At 40.3% G+C, this 17,054-nt stretch carries 18 protein-coding genes, 3 tRNA genes, 2 other RNA genes and 1 pseudogene; 18 read left to right on the top strand and 6 right to left on the bottom strand.

Translation table 11 applies throughout. The features are described 5' to 3' along the window. Positions 1 to 92 precede the first annotated feature (92 nt). The 6 genes and pseudogenes from fdhF (at position 93) to J7E81_RS12730 (ending at position 8,391) form a co-directional block, all read left to right on the top strand. Positions 93 to 3,050, top strand: a complete 2,958-nt coding sequence (gene fdhF, locus J7E81_RS12755) for a formate dehydrogenase subunit alpha (RefSeq protein WP_215042565.1) — start codon at positions 93 to 95, stop codon at positions 3,048 to 3,050. Next, on the top strand, positions 3,043 to 3,585 hold the full coding sequence (locus tag J7E81_RS12750; RefSeq protein WP_215042564.1) for a helical membrane plugin domain-containing protein: 543 nt from the start codon (positions 3,043 to 3,045) through the stop codon (positions 3,583 to 3,585). The genes fdhF and J7E81_RS12750 overlap by 8 nt, the downstream gene beginning before the upstream one ends. A gap of 67 nt (positions 3,586 to 3,652) precedes the next feature. Next, positions 3,653 to 4,459, top strand: coding sequence for a formate dehydrogenase accessory sulfurtransferase FdhD (gene fdhD, locus J7E81_RS12745; protein WP_215042563.1), 807 nt, complete (start codon positions 3,653 to 3,655; stop codon positions 4,457 to 4,459). Between the two features lie 298 nt (positions 4,460 to 4,757). Then, positions 4,758 to 5,963 (top strand): hypothetical protein, encoded by a 1,206-nt coding sequence (locus J7E81_RS12740; RefSeq protein WP_215042562.1) that lies wholly within the window; start codon positions 4,758 to 4,760, stop codon positions 5,961 to 5,963. A gap of 19 nt (positions 5,964 to 5,982) precedes the next feature. Beyond that, a pseudogene (locus J7E81_RS12735) lies at positions 5,983 to 7,219 on the top strand (allantoate amidohydrolase). Continuing rightward, complete coding sequence (locus J7E81_RS12730) at positions 7,216 to 8,391, top strand: amidohydrolase (protein WP_215042561.1); 1,176 nt, start codon at positions 7,216 to 7,218, stop codon at positions 8,389 to 8,391. Before J7E81_RS12735 ends, J7E81_RS12730 begins: the two are co-directional and overlap by 4 nt. A 162-nt stretch (positions 8,392 to 8,553) precedes the next feature. On the opposite strand, the gene J7E81_RS12725 is transcribed toward J7E81_RS12730, so the two are convergent. Next, positions 8,554 to 8,793: a hypothetical protein gene (locus J7E81_RS12725; protein ID WP_215042560.1), complete on the bottom strand. Its 240-nt coding sequence runs from the start codon at positions 8,791 to 8,793 to the stop codon at positions 8,554 to 8,556. A gap of 227 nt (positions 8,794 to 9,020) precedes the next feature. Between J7E81_RS12725 and J7E81_RS12720 the strand changes: the two genes are divergently transcribed. Next, positions 9,021 to 10,037, top strand: a complete 1,017-nt coding sequence (locus tag J7E81_RS12720; RefSeq protein ID WP_215042559.1) for a DUF3231 family protein — start codon at positions 9,021 to 9,023, stop codon at positions 10,035 to 10,037. 144 nt (positions 10,038 to 10,181) lie between these two features. Here the strand turns inward: J7E81_RS12720 and J7E81_RS12715 are convergent, their stop codons facing one another. The 3 genes from J7E81_RS12715 to J7E81_RS12705 all read right to left on the bottom strand — a co-directional run bounded on the left by J7E81_RS12715 (position 10,182) and on the right by J7E81_RS12705 (position 11,513). Further along, positions 10,182 to 10,391 (bottom strand): hypothetical protein, encoded by a 210-nt coding sequence (locus J7E81_RS12715; RefSeq protein ID WP_215042558.1) that lies wholly within the window; start codon positions 10,389 to 10,391, stop codon positions 10,182 to 10,184. 123 nt (positions 10,392 to 10,514) lie between these two features. Next, complete coding sequence (locus J7E81_RS12710) at positions 10,515 to 10,697, bottom strand: hypothetical protein (protein WP_215042557.1); 183 nt, start codon at positions 10,695 to 10,697, stop codon at positions 10,515 to 10,517. Between the two features lie 258 nt (positions 10,698 to 10,955). Next, on the bottom strand, positions 10,956 to 11,513 hold the full coding sequence (locus J7E81_RS12705) for a 3D domain-containing protein (protein WP_215042556.1): 558 nt from the start codon (positions 11,511 to 11,513) through the stop codon (positions 10,956 to 10,958). 209 nt (positions 11,514 to 11,722) lie between these two features. On the opposite strand from J7E81_RS12705, the gene J7E81_RS12700 reads away from it, so the two are divergent. From J7E81_RS12700 to J7E81_RS12690, 3 genes are read left to right on the top strand one after another with little or no spacing between them, the layout of a single operon-like run. Beyond that, complete coding sequence (locus J7E81_RS12700) at positions 11,723 to 12,169, top strand: hypothetical protein (protein WP_215042555.1); 447 nt, start codon at positions 11,723 to 11,725, stop codon at positions 12,167 to 12,169. 1 nt (position 12,170) lies between these two features. Further along, on the top strand, positions 12,171 to 12,395 hold the full coding sequence (locus J7E81_RS12695; RefSeq protein WP_215042554.1) for a helix-turn-helix transcriptional regulator: 225 nt from the start codon (positions 12,171 to 12,173) through the stop codon (positions 12,393 to 12,395). A gap of 30 nt (positions 12,396 to 12,425) precedes the next feature. Then, the gene (locus J7E81_RS12690; protein WP_215042553.1) at positions 12,426 to 13,133 is read left to right on the top strand and encodes a DUF4386 domain-containing protein; all 708 of its coding nucleotides are present in this window, start codon (positions 12,426 to 12,428) and stop codon (positions 13,131 to 13,133) included. On the opposite strand, the gene J7E81_RS12685 is transcribed toward J7E81_RS12690, so the two are convergent. Then, positions 13,130 to 13,615 (bottom strand): hypothetical protein, encoded by a 486-nt coding sequence (locus J7E81_RS12685; RefSeq protein ID WP_215042552.1) that lies wholly within the window; start codon positions 13,613 to 13,615, stop codon positions 13,130 to 13,132. The two genes, J7E81_RS12690 and J7E81_RS12685, sit on opposite strands and share 4 nt — an antisense overlap. Before the next feature lie 170 nt (positions 13,616 to 13,785). Further along, on the bottom strand, positions 13,786 to 14,583 hold the full coding sequence (gene bacA, locus J7E81_RS12680; RefSeq protein WP_215042551.1) for an undecaprenyl-diphosphate phosphatase: 798 nt from the start codon (positions 14,581 to 14,583) through the stop codon (positions 13,786 to 13,788). A gap of 166 nt (positions 14,584 to 14,749) precedes the next feature. Between bacA and J7E81_RS12675 the strand changes: the two genes are divergently transcribed. From J7E81_RS12675 to J7E81_RS12640, 8 genes are all read left to right on the top strand, one after another. Further along, complete coding sequence (locus J7E81_RS12675; protein ID WP_215042550.1) at positions 14,750 to 15,256, top strand: hypothetical protein; 507 nt, start codon at positions 14,750 to 14,752, stop codon at positions 15,254 to 15,256. 19 nt (positions 15,257 to 15,275) lie between these two features. Beyond that, a tRNA-Ser gene (locus J7E81_RS12670) sits at positions 15,276 to 15,366 on the top strand. A gap of 8 nt (positions 15,367 to 15,374) precedes the next feature. Further along, positions 15,375 to 15,736, top strand: a transfer-messenger RNA (tmRNA) gene (gene ssrA / locus J7E81_RS12665). Positions 15,737 to 15,841: 105 nt separating this feature from the next. Next, a tRNA-Thr gene (locus tag J7E81_RS12660) sits at positions 15,842 to 15,917 on the top strand. A 34-nt stretch (positions 15,918 to 15,951) separates the two neighbouring features. Continuing rightward, positions 15,952 to 16,023, top strand: a tRNA-Asn gene (locus tag J7E81_RS12655). Then, an RNA gene (ffs, locus tag J7E81_RS12650) (signal recognition particle sRNA small type) lies at positions 16,023 to 16,107 on the top strand. Before J7E81_RS12655 ends, ffs begins: the two co-directional genes overlap by 1 nt. Before the next feature lie 133 nt (positions 16,108 to 16,240). Continuing rightward, entirely contained in the window at positions 16,241 to 16,459 is a 219-nt protein-coding gene (locus J7E81_RS12645) for a hypothetical protein (protein ID WP_215042549.1), read from the top strand. 38 nt (positions 16,460 to 16,497) lie between these two features. Further along, positions 16,498 to 16,827, top strand: a complete 330-nt coding sequence (locus J7E81_RS12640; protein ID WP_215042548.1) for a DUF1904 family protein — start codon at positions 16,498 to 16,500, stop codon at positions 16,825 to 16,827. Positions 16,828 to 17,054: the final 227 nt, after the last annotated feature.

The raw sequence follows: 17,054 nt of genomic DNA, 5'->3' as shown, positions 1-17,054 counted from the left end.
CTCCTCTGATTTGGTGAGTATTTTTTAAACGATGGGGTATTAAAAAGGGGGAATCTTTTATCTATCATATTAGTAGAAAGGGTGAAGCCATATTGGCAAAAAACATAGTGGTTACGATTAACGATGAGATTGTTCCTGCAGCGGAAGGCCAGACTGTCCTCCAATACCTCAACGACAACGCAATTGAAGTTCCGCAGGTGTGCTACCATCCCAGTCTCGGGCCAATCGAAACTTGCGACACTTGTATCGTCGAGGTAAATGGTCAACTTGTCAGGTCCTGTTCGACTCCGTTAAAGGACGGAGATGAGATCAGTACGACGAGCCCCCTTGTGAAAAAGTCGCAAACAGCGGCAATGGACAACATACTCCGTAATCATGAATTATATTGTACGGTTTGTGATTACAACAACGGTGGCTGCGAAATACATAACACCGTAAAGGAGATGCGCATTAACCATCAGAGCATTCCTTGGAAGGAGAAACCGTATCAAGAGGATATGTCGAACCCGTTTTATCGTTATGATCCCGATCAGTGTATCTTGTGTGGACGCTGTGTCGAGGCCTGCCAGGATGTACAGGTCACCGAAACCCTGAGAATTGATTGGGATAGGGCACATCCACGGGTTATCTGGGATAATGACGTTCCCATTAACGAATCTTCCTGTGTATCTTGCGGGCATTGTTCGACCGTTTGTCCTTGTAATGCGATGATGGAAAAAGGAATGCTTGGGGAAGCCGGCTACTTGACAGGCATTGAAAAAGGAACACTCCGTTCGATGATTGAATTGACCAAAGGAGTGGAGACCGGTTATGGTTCGATCCTGACCGTTTCTGATATGGAATCCGCCATGCGTGATGCACGTGTGAAACGCACCAAAACCGTCTGTACGTTTTGCGGTGTCGGCTGCAGTTTTGATGTTTGGACTAAAGGACGCGAAATTTTAAAAGTGGAACCAAATGCAGAAGCACCGGCAAATGGGATTTCCACTTGTGTGAAAGGGAAATTCGGCTGGGATTTTGTTAACAGTCAAGAACGGCTGACAAAGCCGCTGATTCGGGAAGGTGACAGCTTCCGTGAAGCAGAGTGGGAGGAGGCGCTGGATTTAATCGCCAGCCGTTTCCGCCAGATTCGCAGTCAATATGGACCGCAATCGCTTGGCTTTATCACTTCCTCTAAATGTACAAATGAAGAATCCTACTTAATGCAAAAATTAGCCCGTCAGGTGATTGGCACAAACAACGTCGATAACTGTTCCCGTTATTGCCAGACACCGGCAACGGTTGGTCTGCACAGAACGGTTGGTTATGGCGGTGATGCTGGTTCGATTAAGGACATAGCGAAAGCCGGCCTTGTCATCATTGTCGGATCGAATACAGCGGAAGCCCATCCTGTATTAGCCACAAGGGTGAAGCGCGCCCATAAACTAGACGGTCAAAAATTGATTGTGGCAGACCTGCGGGAGCACGAGATGGCCGCCCGTGCTGATTTGTTCATTCACCCAAATGCCGGTTCCGATTTGGTGTGGCTTTCTGCTGTAACCAAATACATCATCGATATGGGCTGGGCAGATGAAGAGTTTATCGTAAAGCATGTAAATGGCTTCGAGGAATACCGGAAAAGCCTGGCTCCCTATACATTGGGTTATGCCGAAGAGGTAACAGGTCTTCCGAAAGAGACCCTCATCCAAATCGCGGAAATGATTCATGAGGCAGATGGAACAGCGATTCTTTGGGCAATGGGTGTGACGCAGCATCTGGGCGGAAGTGACACAAGTACAGCCATTTCGAACTTGTTGCTAATTACCGGTAACTATGCACGGCCAGGTGCAGGATCGTACCCGCTCCGTGGCCATAATAACGTGCAAGGAGCAGGCGACATGGGCAGCGCGCCGGAAAATTTTCCGGGATATCAGCGTGTCGACGACCCTGAAGTGCTGGCAAAATTTGAGCAAGCATGGGGCGTGAAGCTTTCATCGGAAGTTGGCATTAATAATCACGATATGATTGAGGGAATTCACAAAGGTACAATGAAAGCCATGTATGTAAAAGGTGAGGAGATGGGATTAGTTGATTCCAACATTAACCATGTCCATGCAGCTTACGAAAAGCTTGACTTCTTTGTGGTTCAAGATATCTTCTTTTCTCGGACTGCCCAATATGCGGATGTCGTCCTGCCGGCAAGTCCAAGCCTTGAAAAAGAAGGAACCTTTACCAACACGGAACGCCGTATTCAAAGATTGTATCAAGTATTTGAACCACTGGGTGATTCTAAGCCGGACTGGAAAATTATTCAGTTAGTGGCAAACCGGCTTGGTGCCAACTGGAATTACAAACATCCAAGTGACATCATGGAGGAAGCAGCGATACTGATGCCGATTTATGCAGGTGTCACGTATGAAAGATTAGCAGGTTACAAGAGTTTGCAATGGCCCGTAAAATCGGATGGGACCGATACGCCGCTTCTTTATACAGATGGATTTCCTTTCCCAGACCGAAAGGCTCGACTCTATCCAGTCCAATGGACCAAGCCGCTTGTTTTTGAAGACCAATATGATCTCCATCTTAACAACGGCCGCTTATTGGAGCACTTCCATGAAGGAAATCTTACGTACAAATCAAAAGGGATATCAGAAAAGACACCGGAGGTTTTCCTTGAAGTATCCCCTGAACTTGCCGCACAACGCGGCCTAAATGACGGAACACTGGTCCGCCTGACTTCACCGTTTGGTAATGTAAAAGTTAAATGTACGATTACTGCTCGAGTTAAGGGCAATGAAGTGTATCTGCCAATGAATGATACAGGGGATGGAGCGGTCAATTACTTGACAAGCAGTGCAGCGGATAAGGATACCGATACACCAGCCTACAAGGACACTCGGGTTAGAATGGAGATTTTACTGCAAGACGGGATCAATCCATTGCCACCCATAAATTTCCGGTATGGAAATCCTCAGCCGCAAATAGGTGTTCAGGTGCAAAAGAAATGGGCCCGAAAGGACTATGTCTTCCCGGGTGATCTTGTCAAGGAAAGGGAGCGGTCAAATGGCTAAAGCAATCAAGCAAATCGAGCGAATCGAGATCACCGAAGAGGAGCGGCGTAAACAAGATCTACAAGAAATAGAAAACTCCTTGTTAAAAAATAAGGATGCGCTGCTTGATACACTTGATTTGCTGAAACATATGCATGCTCGGGGTGTGATTCCTTTATTGAGCGGATTATTTGCCGAGGGAGACAAAGTCCTGCAAATCCTCATTAAAAAGGCGGATACGAAGGAAACCGCCAATACATTAAAAAATCTTTTGTTAATGGTGGGGGTACTAGGTACAATCAATGTAAAACAGCTTGAGCCGATTCTTCTCAAGTTGAACGCCGGAATCGCAAGAGTGTCAGAAAGCAAGGATGATGATGACACGATTGGTTACTTCGATATCGTCAGGTCGTTGAAGGATCCTGAAATTAACCGTTCGATTGCCTTGTTTTTTGAATTTTTAAAAGGGATGGGAAGCGCTACGGAACATTTAGAGCGGACAACCCAGCTGCCGGAACATCAGGCCCACCATGCCAATCCCGACCACCGTTTCTAAATCGGTTCAAACGGAAACTGTCCGTAGAGAAAAAACCGGAACATAGAGCTTTCAGGATTTTAAAACGATGAGAGGGGTGAAGACTGTGTTAAATGAAATCACAACTTCTCAACAAATTGTTAAATATAATGGACTTACCTTTATCGAAGAAGAGGATAACATTGCCGTGGAATCGGCATTAACGATAATTCTTGATGGAGAAGAGTTTGCTACTATGGTATGTACACCATCTAAATTAAAAGAGTTAGTAGTTGGCTTCCTAGCTTCGGAGGGTGTAATTCGCGTTTTTCAAGACATTCTTTCCATTCAAATCGATGAAGGGAAGGGCTTCGCCTATGTGGACTTGGTCCATAAACAATCAAGCCAAAAATATTTCCATTCCAAGAGATTCATTGGTTCCTGCTGTGGAAAGGGACGGCAATTCTATTTTCATAATGATGTGATGACCGCTAAGACCATTTTGACGAAGTTAACAATTACACCAAAACAATGCCAACAATTAATGAAGCAACTGCAGGATAGTTCAGTGGAATTTCAGCAAACAGGTGGTGTACATAATGCCGCATTATGTACCAAGGACGGAATCGTGATATCTAGGACGGATATTGGCCGGCATAATGCCTTAGATAAACTTTTTGGCTACTGCCTGATTCATAAAATTTCTTTAAAGGATAAAATCCTTGCTTTTAGCGGCAGAATATCTTCAGAAGTCCTGCTCAAAGCAGCCAAGATAGGCGTTGGCATCATTTTATCTAAATCTGCTCCGACGAATCTTGCCTTAAACCTAGCAGAGGATCTTGGCATTACAGCCGTAGGGTTTATTCGGGGAAGAGGCTTCAATGTCTATACCCACCAGGAGCGAATTCAGGGATAGACTATATTAGACCTGGGTTAAATACGGTTTAAAAACAATGCCAAAGGAATACCTTTGGCATTGTTTTTTTTTCGTGGATTACCACTCACAGCTTTATTCTGAATAGAATAATATTATTGTTTGACCATTATAAGAAAATAATCTAAAGAGTATTTCCAAACCCTCTATGCAAACGGTTACATAATGTTTTTAAAATTTAAAATTGACTGAAAAATAAAATTATATTATTATTCTAATAAATAAATCTATTTCGTACTACGAAATTCTATTTATCATCATAGAGGGGGAAGGTGTAGTTATGTCTCAAATGTTAGCATTAGTCATTGTCATCTTAATTTTATTTATTGGGGATTTTGTAGCAGTACGAACCAAAGCATGGGTACCATCCATTTTTATCTGTGCAGTCCTGTTTCTTGCGGGCTATTGGACATTTTTCCCTAAAGACATCGTTTCAATCGCAGGTATTCCACCAGTTGTAGCAACCATGTTTATGTACCTTTTAATTACGAATATGGGAACATTGTTATCGCTTCAAGAGTTAAAAAAACAATGGAAGGCCATTGTTATCGCTCTAGCAGGAATACTCGGGATCATTGCCATTTTGCTTGGAATTGGAACTTTTATTTTTGGTTTTAAAACAATGGTTGTCGCAATCCCTCCTTTAGTTGGCGGTGTGGTATCTGCCTTAATCATGTCAGAGGGGGCAAAGGAAGCAGGCCTCGCCTCCTTGTCTGTTTTCGCGATTGTCATCTATGTTATGCAGGGATTTGCAGGATATCCACTTACATCGATCATGTTGAAAAAAGAAGGAAAAAGACTGCTTGCCCAATACCGTAATGGACAATTAGCGGAAAAGCAATCACAAAAAGCAGCCGAAGAAGTGGCAGCAACGACAGAGGCAGGAACGGTCGAGTTAAAGCTTTTTAAACGCATGCCAGAGAAGTATAACACGGATTTCTTCAAATTCTTTAGACTAGCATTTGTTGGATTTCTTGCCTATGAAGTTTCAACTCTATTAGCACCCCTTGTTTCAATCAGTCCCTTTGTTCTTTGTTTATTATTTGGGGTAATCGCAAAAAGTATCGGTTTCTTAGAAAAACAGGTTTTACAAAAAGCGAATGGTTTCGGACTAGCCATCATGGCACTTATGCTATTCATCTTCGATGGTTTAAAACAAGCAACACCAAGCATGATGCTTGAAATTCTTTATCCGCTTATTGGGACGATTGTTTTAGGTGTGATTGGGATGTATATCTTCTCTTTCGTTATAGGAAAAGCCTTAAAAGTAAGCAAAGAAATGGCTTTTGCCGTGTCATTAACGGCGTTATACGGATTTCCAGCTGACTACATCATTACAAATGAAGTAATCAAGTCCTTAACCAATGATGAGAAAGAAAGAGAAGTACTAACAAGCCACATGCTGCCTCCAATGCTCGTTGGCGGGTTTATCACGGTTACGATTGTTTCAGTTATATTGGCAGGTATCTTTGTGAAATTCTTGTAAAATATCGGAGGGGATTGGAATGGAAGAACTTCAAAGACGGATTGAACAGCATATTGACACATTAGGTGAATTTACGGCAACGCCTGGAAAGGGGACAACCAGACTTACCTATAGCAAAGAGGACAGGCAGGCACGGGACTATATAAAAGATAAAATGAGAGAATACGGCTTAGAGGTTCGCGAAGATGGTTTCGGCAACATCTTTGGCAAGCTTGAAGGGACTCTCGAGGATGCGCCTAGCGTCCTCATTGGTTCCCATTTTGATTCGGTACCAAATGGGGGTTCGTATGACGGACCTGCAGGTGTAGTCGCAGGGTTGGAAGTAGCAGGTCTTTTTGCTAAAAACAAACTCATTCCCAAATACCCTTTGGAAGTGATCGCGCTTATTGAAGAAGAGGGTGCGAGGTTTGGTTGGGGGATTAATGGGATCCAGAGGGATCACCGGCTTACTCAGTGACGAGGATTTCAAAAATTTAAAAGATAAAGACGGTATTTCTACCGTAGAAGCGATGCGAAAAATCGGCTTAGATCCTTCGCTTCCTAAAAAGAGAGATCCTAAGACCATGAAGGCATTTTTAGAATTGCATATCGAACAAGGCCCTATTTTAGAGGAAAAGAAAATTCCGATTGGTGTCGTCGAAGCTATTGTTGGATTGACTCAATTTGAAGTCATTGTAGAGGGACAGGCCGGGCATGCTGGGACTACGCCAATGAATCGCCGGTCTGATGCGTTAGTTGCCGCAGCAAAGATGATTGCTGATTTTCCGAATCTTGCTATTGATGAAGGGGAGGGCACGGTGATGACAACGGGACAATTACAGGTGTATCCAAACGGTGCGAATGTCATCCCAAATAAAGTGGTATTCACGGTAGATTTACGTTCCAGCAAGGAAGAGCATATCGAAAATGTCATTCAGAAAATGAATAAGTTGATCGACTCTCATCGTAAAGATGGAATTCAAATTACGGCCGAGCAGCGTTTATATATGAAAACAAAGGTAATGAATCCGGAAATTATTGAACATTTGAAACAATCAAGCCTTCGTTTACACACTCCGTATTGTTCCATCAACAGCGGGGCTGGACACGATGCCATGGTGTTTTCAGATTGTACAGATGTAGGGATGATTTTTATTCCGAGTAAAAAGGGATTAAGCCATTGCCCTGAAGAATGGTCAGATTCACGGGATATCGTAAAAGCTGTGGAAATTCTCTACGAGACAGCTAAGAAGTTAACGGAGGCAGAAGAGCAATGATGAATGAAAAAATTAAAGAATTGATAAAAAACGATAGTGAAGAATTGACCGCTTTACGCAGAAAGCTCCATAGTGAGCCAGAGCTTTCCTGGGAGGAAGAAAAAACAACTGCATTTGTGTGTGCGTATCTTGAAGAACTTGGAATTCCTTATCGAAGAACAGAGCCGACCGGTGTAATTGCCACCATTGAAGGAGGAAAACCAGGGAAAACAGTCGCTTTAAGAGGGGACATGGATGCTTTATCGGTAGAGGAATTAAATAAAGATTTGCCTTATGCATCAACAGAAGAAGGGAAAATGCATGCTTGTGGCCACGATGCTCATACGGCAATGCTTCTCATCGCTGCCAAAGCATTAGTGAAACAAAAACAGGAATTGCCTGGAACTGTCCGTTTATTGTTTCAGCCTGCTGAAGAAGTAGCAGAAGGTGCTAAAGCACTGGTGAAGCAAGGAGCTGTTGAGGGAGTGGATAACGTTTTTGGCATACATATCTGGTCACAAATGCCAACTGGCAAAGTATCTTGTCCAGCAGGTCCTTCTTTCGCATCCGCTGATCTTTTTACAGTAACGTTCAAGGGTAGAGGCGGTCATGGTGCCATGCCGCATGATTGTATTGATGCAGCGATTGTAGCTTCTTCCTTCGTTATGAATTTACAAACCGTCGTTTCCAGAACAGTTGATACACAAAAGCCGGCTGTGGTGACAGTTGGAAAAATGGTGGTCGGGACTCGTTTTAATGTCATCGCCGAAAATGCAGTCATTGAAGGAACCGTTCGTTGTTTCGATCCCAAAACAAGGGACCACATCGAAAAGCAAATCCAGCATTATGCTGAACAGGTTGCAGCGATCTATGGTGCGACAGCTCATGTGGAATATACAAGAGGAACCCAAGCAGTAAATAACGATGAATACAGTGCAAATTTGGTTCAAAGCGTGGTAAAAGAGGCATTTGGTGAGAATGCTGTCTATTTTGAAAAGCCAACGATGGGCGGAGAGGATTTCAGTGAATATCTAGTTAGTGTTCCCGGCAGCTTCGCTTTGGTGGGTAGCGGTAATCCTGACAAAGATACAGAATGGGCCCACCATCATGGCAAATTCAATATTGATGAAGATGCATTAGCGATAGGGGCTGAACTGTACGCTCAATACGCTTGGACCTATCTAAATCAATAAACTAATTTTTAAACTCCAATTATGACAACAAAGTAAGAGAACCGAATTTGTTTAATAACAAAATCTCGGTTCTCTTATAACTAATCATTGTCTTCCTCTTAAGTCTTTTAAGAGTTGAAAGCCTCCCAAAAATGTTCAAAAAAGGACAGCCAATTTTTTATATTATTTATTTCCGAAATCTCCAGAAAATTGCTTTACAACTGCTTGGACTTCCTCTAGTTTTTCAGGTTTTAATAGACTAATCATCTTAGGGATAAACACTTGAATATCTTCTTGTGAAAAAGTACCTTCCGATTGTTTTCTGAAATTTTCTGTAAGTATTTCTCTTGCTTCATCCTCTTTGCCTTCTTGAACCCTTTGTAAAATAAAAGTTAAAAATTTTTCTTGTCCTTGCTTGTCCATTTCGATTGCCTCCTAAAGAACTTAAGATTATAACACCTTTTGGTTTCGTCTTTTATTATAACACCAAATGGTGTCATGTCAATTATATTTCTAAACTACGATCAGTCTTGAATTCTCTGCAAATGGAAGTCCATTTTTAAAATTTTGACTGGTTTAAGACAACTAATACATACTAAAGGTAATTTATGGGGAAGGTATTTTTAGTAGATTTTTTGTGGAGGTTACTTATGGAGGAAAATGGAAAGCAGATTAGGCTCACAGCGGGTGAGATTGGTCAACTCTGGCTTCAATACTTAAATGATAGTTCAAGTTTTTGTGTTCTTTCCTATTTTTTAGAAAAAGCTGAGGACGATGAAATTAAGCCTCTAATTGAATTTGCTCTAGAATTATCAAAGTCACATATTCAAAAGATTACATCGATACTAACAGAGGAAAAAAATGTAGTTCCAAATGGTTTTACTATAAAAGAGGATGTTGATTTAACTGCTCCTCGACTTTATTCCGACAGTTTTGTTCTCAATTTTTTACAGCACATGTCTAAAGTTGGACTTACCACCTATGCTGGTAGTGTTGGAACATCTGTCAGAAGTGATATTAAATCCTATTACATGGATTGCCTTACAGAAACCATGCAATTATATGATAAAACAACTGAATTACTATTGAACAAAGGATTGTTTATCCGATCCCCGAGCCTGCCAAATTTAGAGAAGGTTGAATTTGTCAAAAAGCAATGGTTTATGTTAGATGTGATCGGGGAAAAGAGACCATTAGTGGCTGCAGAAGTAGACAATTTATTTGCGAATCTGCAAAGAAATTCCCTCGGAGTAGCTGCACTTACTGGCTTTAGTCAGGTGGCCAAGGATAAGGATGTAAAACAATTCTTTATAAAGGGTTTAGAAGTTGGGAATAAACATATTAAATTATTTAGAGGGAAGCTTGAGGAAAGTAAACTTCCTGCACCGATGGGGTGGGATTCAGAAATAACCAATAGTACGGCCTATACTTTTTCGGATAAGCTGATGATGTTCTTTACAAGTGGTTTGATTTCTTTGAGCATCGGCTATTACGGTACAGCTGTTAGTCAAAGCCCTAGAGGCGATCTTAGTTCACTGTATAACAGGCTATCCTTAGAAGTTCAGATGTATTCTGAAGATGGAGCTAATATCATGATAAAAAATCGATGGTTGGAACAGCCACCCATCGCATCCGATCGTGATGAATTAATCAGAAAAAAGAACTAATCATAAACCACAAGAAAGTTCTTCTGCATTTAGCAGTAAGAGCTCTTTTTGCTATTAGCATGAATTTTTGTCTGTTAGATGGCGGCTTACTGTATCCCTTAAAGATTGGGGGTGCTGATTCTCCCGCATAAAAAAAGCATCCGATTAATCGGATGCATACTTAATGATACCATGTATATAAACGGAGGTCTCTTTCTCTAAATATTCTCTTAATTTAATTCTTTTTTCAGTTTCCAATTCTCTAATCAATACTTGAATCTCTTTTTCATTTTCTTTTGTAGTAGAGATCTCTACTGAAAACATATTACCTTGACTACTATTTAGTATTTTTTTTAATAACTCAACTTTATTCATTGGATAACTCCTTTATCTCAACATATTCGACATAAAGGCGATGTTTTCCTTGGAAGATCTTAAATTTGTTTCAAATATTACTCCAACTATAGGTACTTGGGCAAGAAAGAGGTGTTTTGTTACTTAGCTTTTTCGATAACTACCTTCGACCAATCGAATCATATCACGCCCAGCTATTTTTTCTGTTTCATGATTACCTTCTTCATCTCGCAGACTCAAGTACCAGCTGCTATCGTTATCTTCATTTAATCTGTATACCTTATTAGTAAAAACATTTGTATAAAAATCTCCATTTCTTAGCCTCATCATATCCCTCTTTCTACTGTATATAAACGTATTATGCCCAATCTAATAACTAGGAGCCATTAGACATATATTGCCAAATCATTATGGATTACATGGGAGGTAAGGAAAAGATAGGGGAATGCAGGAAGTTTCCGGCAGGGTGTGTTTTATTAAACTTATGCCGAAACACGGGTAGATTAAAAAACTCGCCAAATAGTTTGGCGAGTTTCGCTTTTTTATATGGTAAAACAATACAATTTTTTAACGGAGGGAGGCTTCTTAGTTCAAAATTTGTATTTTTACTGTTTTTCGGCCCCACTGGATGGCTGCTTTTTGAGAAGGAATAAACACATCAATTTTATTTCCTTTAATGGCACCGCCAGTATCTGCTGCGATGGCATACCCATAACCAGGGACATACACCTTTGAACCTAGCTTAATGACTTTTGGATCAACGGAGATCACCTTTTGATTGGGATTTTTCTTCAAGTTAATACCCGTAGCTGTTATACCTGTGCAGCGGGCAAAGTTTAGCGTATAAGCAGAGGCACTGACTGTGATTTCTTTTACCGCCTTTACAGAAGTAGTCTTCACAGGCGCCCTTTTCACAGGCGTACCTGGATTGACTATTTTTAAACTTTGATTTACTTTAATGAGATCGGACGACAAATGGTTCCATTGCTTTAGATTACTGACGGTAATATGATAAGTCTTGGCAATTTTCGAAAGAGAATCGCCTTTTTTTACAGTATATGTATTAGATGAAGCAGAAGCACCACTACTAATTCCAAAAAGCAACATAAGAGAGGTTGAAATCGTTACCAGGGATTTTTTCACTATTAAAACTCCTTTGTTTTACGATAATAAAATAATACCAAAGTAATGTTTCAGTTCTGTTTCAATAGTTTACTATTTTCGTGACAATCGTTATTGTAATTTTTCCGAATAAAAAGGTTAGGTGTTCATACCTTTATGTATACTTTACTTTACATCATGCATATCATACTTTACTCGATGTAAAAGTGACCATACAGGGAGTGTAAACTATGACCTATCAAGAAAAGAAGAGCATCGTAACGTTGATCAGCGCTATCCTCATTTTCGTTGCTTATTGCTCATACATGTACCCGCGGCTGCCCAAAGGGGGGTTAGAGTCGACAGAAACCTTTCGCTTCTGGGGTTCTTTTGTCCTCAGTCTAACGTTGTTTTCAATCATCGCGCATATCATTATCAGCATTATTTTTAACATTATCTTTAGAATGACGACTCAAGAAAAGCTCCCGACCTTTGCAGATGAACTGGATAAGTTAATAGAATTGAAGGCTCACAGAAACTCTTTTTTTGTGTTTATTGTCGGCTTTCTTCTAGCAATGGGATCGCTGATCATCGTTCAGCCGTCACAAGTGATGTTCATGATTCTGATTATTTTTGGATTCATTTCTGATGTGATTGGATCTGTTACCAAACTTTATCATTATCGGAAAGGAGTTTAAGATGGGCAAAAAACTTGTCGGCAATCATATTCGAAAATTACGATTCAACCAAGATGAAATGACCCAGCAGCAGTTAGCTGACAAGGTAGGGGTAACAAGACAAACCATCGTGGCGCTCGAAAAAGGGAACTACTCCCCATCTCTAGAACTCGCCTTTCGAATTGCGCACGCCTTTGACTTACCGTTAGAACAGGTATTTTTCTACGGAGAGAACCCTAAACAGTAGGACCATTACTAAAAGAAGGGAAGATAGGGTATGAATTCAAACAAAAAAGCAGCGAAAATGGTCGGGATCCTGTTTATCCTTGCAGCCGTTACGGCGGTAGTAGGACTCGATTTATACAATCCTATCCTAAAAGGATCTGATTACCTGTTGAATGGCTCCAAACACGCCAATCAGGTGGTACTTGGAGCGGTTATGGAGTTAGTTCTTGTCGTCTCAGCAATTGGTACTTCCACTACAATGTTTCCCATTTTAAGAAAATATAATGAAACGATCGCTCTATGGCATGTTTGCTTCCGATTTCTAGAAGCGATTATCATTACGGTGGGGGTCATCAGTGTCCTGTCTCTATTGACCTTAAGCCGGGAATTTGTTGCAGCAGGAGCCCCGGATCCGGCATCCTTTCAAGCTTCAGGTATCGTCTTAAAAGCGATCCATGACTGGACGTTTATGCTGGGCCCACTTTTCATGCTAGGTATCAATACCATGATGTACAGTTATATTTTCTATAAAACCAAGCTGGTTCCAAGGTTTATATCCATCTTGGGCCTGACAGGAGCAACTTGTGTATTTGTATGTGCCTTGTTAGTAATGTTTGGTGTCATTGAACAAATTTCTGTTTGGGGTGGGATTTTGGCGCTGCCAGTAGCAGCAAATGAAATGATCCTAGCCGTCTGGCTCATCGTTAAAGGATTCAATGAAACCGCACTTTTGTCTTTGTCTGCAAACCGTTTCAATTAATACTTAAATTCACTGGCAAGAGTTGACCTTTTTTCTAATTTCACCATCCATTTATAATATCCTAACAAAATCATCAGTAAAACGGGGTTTACGATTAGCGAATGCCATAATGTCCACCACCCATAATGAAAATACCCCCACGGCTCCGGAAGTAACGTAATTACCTCGTAAAGTAGTAAAGCAATCTCCCAGGTGGCCAGATAGATAATTTTCTTCATCAGTGTCTTCTTATAAGGAAAGAAATTTAAGAAAACAACATTTACGGGCGGAACTAAAAAGATGAGTGCGATAAATGAATTCCAATCGACACTTTTTGAGAAATACCAATACCCGTGATATTTAAAATCAATATAAACATCAAAGACTGTTTGAAATGCAATCGTAAATGTCCAAATATGGTACATTTGGACTAAAGACAGCCGTTTTTTGATTTTAAGTGCAACTCCATTAAAAATAATGAGTGCGATGATGAGACCTACCATAATAACATCCTTTTACAAATTTCTCTGTATAAGTCATTCTAACCAATTAAACATATTCGATTCTTGAAATAGGACTTATTTATCATGGGCTTGGTACAAAAGAAGCCTGTAATCGTTAATTCTGACTCATTAACAATTACAGGCTTACTTTTCTTATTTATTATTGATTCCTAGAGGATAACAAAGATAATGAATAGGGCTGACAGCACAATGCGATAATAAGCGAAAATAGTTAAACCAATTTTTTCGATCAATTTAATAAATACGATGGCTACTAACAACGCCACCACAAAGGCAGTGATAAAACCAATCGCGAACATCGGAATGTCGCTTGAATGTAAGAACGGTAAACTTTTGACAAAATCCAAACCTGTTGCACCCACCATAATAGGAAGGGCAACTAAAAAGGAAAATTCTGCCGACGTTTTATGATTAGCACGTGCGAGTAATCCTCCTGAAATAGTAGAACCAGCACGAGAAAAACCAGGGATGACCGCTAAGCATTGAAATAATCCAATGATGAACGCTTGCTTATAACTTAATTCATCTACTGTGTTAGAAGTAAAGTTGCCATGTTTTTTTTCTGCAAAGATCATTAATAGTGCACCAGCAATGAGGCTGACTACTACGACATTGGGTGAAAATAGTTGAGTTTTGATAAAGTCATGTAACACTAAACCCACTAATGCAGCAGGGAAGACCCCTAATATTATATGTATGACGTCTAGTTTCTTTTTTGGTTTTCCAATCGTACTGAAATTTAATAAAGACAAAAATCTTTTCCAATACAAGACCAAAATAGCTAACATTGAACCAAGTTGGATAATGACCTCAAAAGTATTTGCCTTTTCCCCCGTAAATCCTAACAAATGCCCCACTAAAATTAAATGCCCTGTAGAGGATACAGGCAAAAACTCTGTTAAACCTTCTACAATTCCTAAAATAAACGCTATGATATGTTCGCTCATGTTTTTCCTTCTTCCCTTGAAATGTTGTTAGTTATTTCGCATCAAAAAGATACAATTTTCTCTAAAATTATACAAAAAATGCAATCTTCTGCATAAGGAAGTATAGTATCCGGAGATCTATAATTCAAGCAGAAGTAATAAATTCACACAAACTTAAGATTACAATATGATAGGAAATCTAGCAACAGCAAAACAACAATTAATCATAACGGAAATCGATATAGTGAAAATGGATGGTATACGGCTCTGCGATCAGAACAAAACCACTAATTCCTTCGATAAAATAAGAACGGTGGTGTCCGAAGTCGAGCCAACTTCAGACAAGGAAGAGCCAAAAGAGCGATATGGTGTCCGAAGTCGAGCCAACTTCGGACAAGGCAAAGCCAAAAAAGCGAGATGGTGTCCGAAGTCGAGCCAACTTCGGACAAGGCGAAGCCAAAAAAGCGAGATGGTGTCCGAAGTCAAACCAACTTTGGACAAGGCAAAGCCAAAAGAGCGGGGTGGTGTCCGAAGTCAAACCAACTTCAGACAAGGAAGAGCCAAAAGAGCGAGATGGTGGATTTTTCATGCAGTTTCGACAAAAAAATCATCACAGCAGGACTTTTGGTATACCAAAATTTACAGCTGGCTTCCAAATGGGAGAGATGTTATAGTTTTTCATGTAAGTTGTTAACAGTAATCATTTTTTTCACAGAGAAGTACTCAAGAGGCTGAAGAGGCGCCCCTGCTAAGGGTGTAGGTCGGGTAACCGGCGCGAGGGTTCAAATCCCTTCTTCTCTGCCATTTAATATGGGAATGTCATGGTATCGACAGGGATAGTTTGAGCTTATATGGCGGGTCGAGGGTTTCGGCCTCGTAAAAACGATAAAGCCGATAACTGGCAAACAAAACAACAACTTCGCTTTCGCTGCTTAATACCAGCCGATAGTGGTTCCTCCATCCATCGTCCATGTGGTATGGTAAGGGACTCATTTTAAGTGGACTACGCCAGAATCCGCTGTCTGAGGATGAAGGAAGAGACTAATCAGACTAGCTGCTTCTATGCCTGTCAGTAGACTAATGAAGTGAGTGAAGTTAAAACTGCTGACTACACTCGTAGAAGTATAAGTGGCAATATCTTTGCACACGGGTTCAACTCCCGTCATTTCCACTAAATTTTTTTAAAAATATCTTGATTAGATTTTGGGTAATTTGTATAATATATTCATGACACAAAAGGTTGTCAGTAACTGACAAGCGAGCTATTTTTGAAATTTTTGCCGGTTTAGCTCAATTGGTAGAGCAACTGACTTGTAATCAGTAGGTTGGGGGTTCAAGTCCTCTAGCCGGCACCAGAGTTTTTTGCATAAGCAAAATTACTTAGATTATTCCGCAGTAGCTCAGTGGTAGAGCTATCGGCTGTTAACCGATCGGTCGTAGGTTCGAGTCCTACCTGCGGAGTCATAGTCCAACAAGGACACTAGGAACAGGTCAGGGCGGGAACGCAGCAGCCATAACTAGTGAAGTTGTGTGGGCTATTACATAGGACGAAGCAGAAAAACGCTAGACTCGCATTGAGTTTAGCGTTTTTCTTTTCTTTCAGGATGGAAAATGATTAAATAGAGAAAGTCGTAAACAGAATACAACCAAGTGTTAAAATAGAAGAGGAGTTGTTACAATGAAAAATGATCAAGATGTCATTTCCTTTAGTGCCAATAAAAAATGGCTATCAATCCCTGAAGAAACTCGTAGAATGCTGGAAAAAAATGTTTGGTGTGGATCTTGTTCGGAAGCAGTTACAATCGAAAAATATACGGTTGAAGACTCGACTCACGGCATCGTATTGCGTGGACAATGCAAAAAATGCGGACATGCAGTAGCAAGGGTGATTGATTAAAGCTGCTTACACCTATACAAGCTTCTGGAGGAAAGGGTATGCCACAAATAATTTTTAAAGGGATTTCAGTAGATCATGTTAAAAAAATAAGTACCTCGCTAGTTTTGGAATTAGCCCACCTTTGTCAGTGTGAAACGGACAATTTCACCTTAGAAATCAACCATTCTACCTTCGTATTTAATCAAAATGAGGTCGAAGGATTTCCTTTTATCGAGGTAAAATGGTTTGACCGAGGTCAGGAAATTCAAGACCAATTTGCTGGAATCATCACGAAACATCTCCAATCCATAGGCATTTCTGAATTAGAAGTTGCCTTTACTATTTTCTTGGAGTCTGCCTATTACTTTAATGGAAAAAATTTCGCTTAAGGTCAAAGTTTTTGAAGAAGTCATTCGAACAGCACATCATTTGTGCTGTTTTTTGTTTGCCAATTTTTAAAAAGTTAGGATTTTATACATGGTTGGATTCATGAAGTTAGGATTGTCTATTGGAGATTACTTTTATCAAAAAGTATAATATGAAATGGATTTAACATTAAAAATATTCTAATATTTGATAGGTGGTGAAATACTTATCATACATAAATGAACTAGTA

The organism is Bacillus sp. ISL-18, from assembly GCF_018613415.1.
Lineage (GTDB): Bacteria > Bacillota > Bacilli > Bacillales > Cytobacillaceae > Neobacillus.
This window is presented reverse-complemented; position numbering and strand designations above follow the sequence as displayed.

Bases quoted from the DNA above. Each gene is read 5' to 3' on its own strand.
- J7E81_RS12750 (WP_215042564.1), top strand. From the start codon at position 3,043: ATGGCTAAAGCAATCAAGCAAATCGAGCGAATCGAGATCACCGAAGAG.
- fdhD (WP_215042563.1), top strand. From the start codon at position 3,653: ATGAGAGGGGTGAAGACTGTGTTAAATGAAATCACAACTTCTCAACAA.
- J7E81_RS12740 (WP_215042562.1), top strand. From the start codon at position 4,758: ATGTCTCAAATGTTAGCATTAGTCATTGTCATCTTAATTTTATTTATT.
- J7E81_RS12730 (WP_215042561.1), top strand. From the start codon at position 7,216: ATGATGAATGAAAAAATTAAAGAATTGATAAAAAACGATAGTGAAGAA.
- J7E81_RS12725 (WP_215042560.1), bottom strand. From the start codon at position 8,793: ATGGACAAGCAAGGACAAGAAAAATTTTTAACTTTTATTTTACAAAGG.
- J7E81_RS12720 (WP_215042559.1), top strand. From the start codon at position 9,021: ATGGAGGAAAATGGAAAGCAGATTAGGCTCACAGCGGGTGAGATTGGT.
- J7E81_RS12715 (WP_215042558.1), bottom strand. From the start codon at position 10,391: ATGAATAAAGTTGAGTTATTAAAAAAAATACTAAATAGTAGTCAAGGT.
- J7E81_RS12710 (WP_215042557.1), bottom strand. From the start codon at position 10,697: ATGAGGCTAAGAAATGGAGATTTTTATACAAATGTTTTTACTAATAAG.
- J7E81_RS12700 (WP_215042555.1), top strand. From the start codon at position 11,723: ATGACCTATCAAGAAAAGAAGAGCATCGTAACGTTGATCAGCGCTATC.
- J7E81_RS12695 (WP_215042554.1), top strand. From the start codon at position 12,171: ATGGGCAAAAAACTTGTCGGCAATCATATTCGAAAATTACGATTCAAC.
- J7E81_RS12690 (WP_215042553.1), top strand. From the start codon at position 12,426: ATGAATTCAAACAAAAAAGCAGCGAAAATGGTCGGGATCCTGTTTATC.
- J7E81_RS12685 (WP_215042552.1), bottom strand. From the start codon at position 13,615: ATGGTAGGTCTCATCATCGCACTCATTATTTTTAATGGAGTTGCACTT.
- bacA (WP_215042551.1), bottom strand. From the start codon at position 14,583: ATGAGCGAACATATCATAGCGTTTATTTTAGGAATTGTAGAAGGTTTA.
- J7E81_RS12675 (WP_215042550.1), top strand. From the start codon at position 14,750: ATGATAGGAAATCTAGCAACAGCAAAACAACAATTAATCATAACGGAA.
- J7E81_RS12645 (WP_215042549.1), top strand. From the start codon at position 16,241: ATGAAAAATGATCAAGATGTCATTTCCTTTAGTGCCAATAAAAAATGG.
- J7E81_RS12640 (WP_215042548.1), top strand. From the start codon at position 16,498: ATGCCACAAATAATTTTTAAAGGGATTTCAGTAGATCATGTTAAAAAA.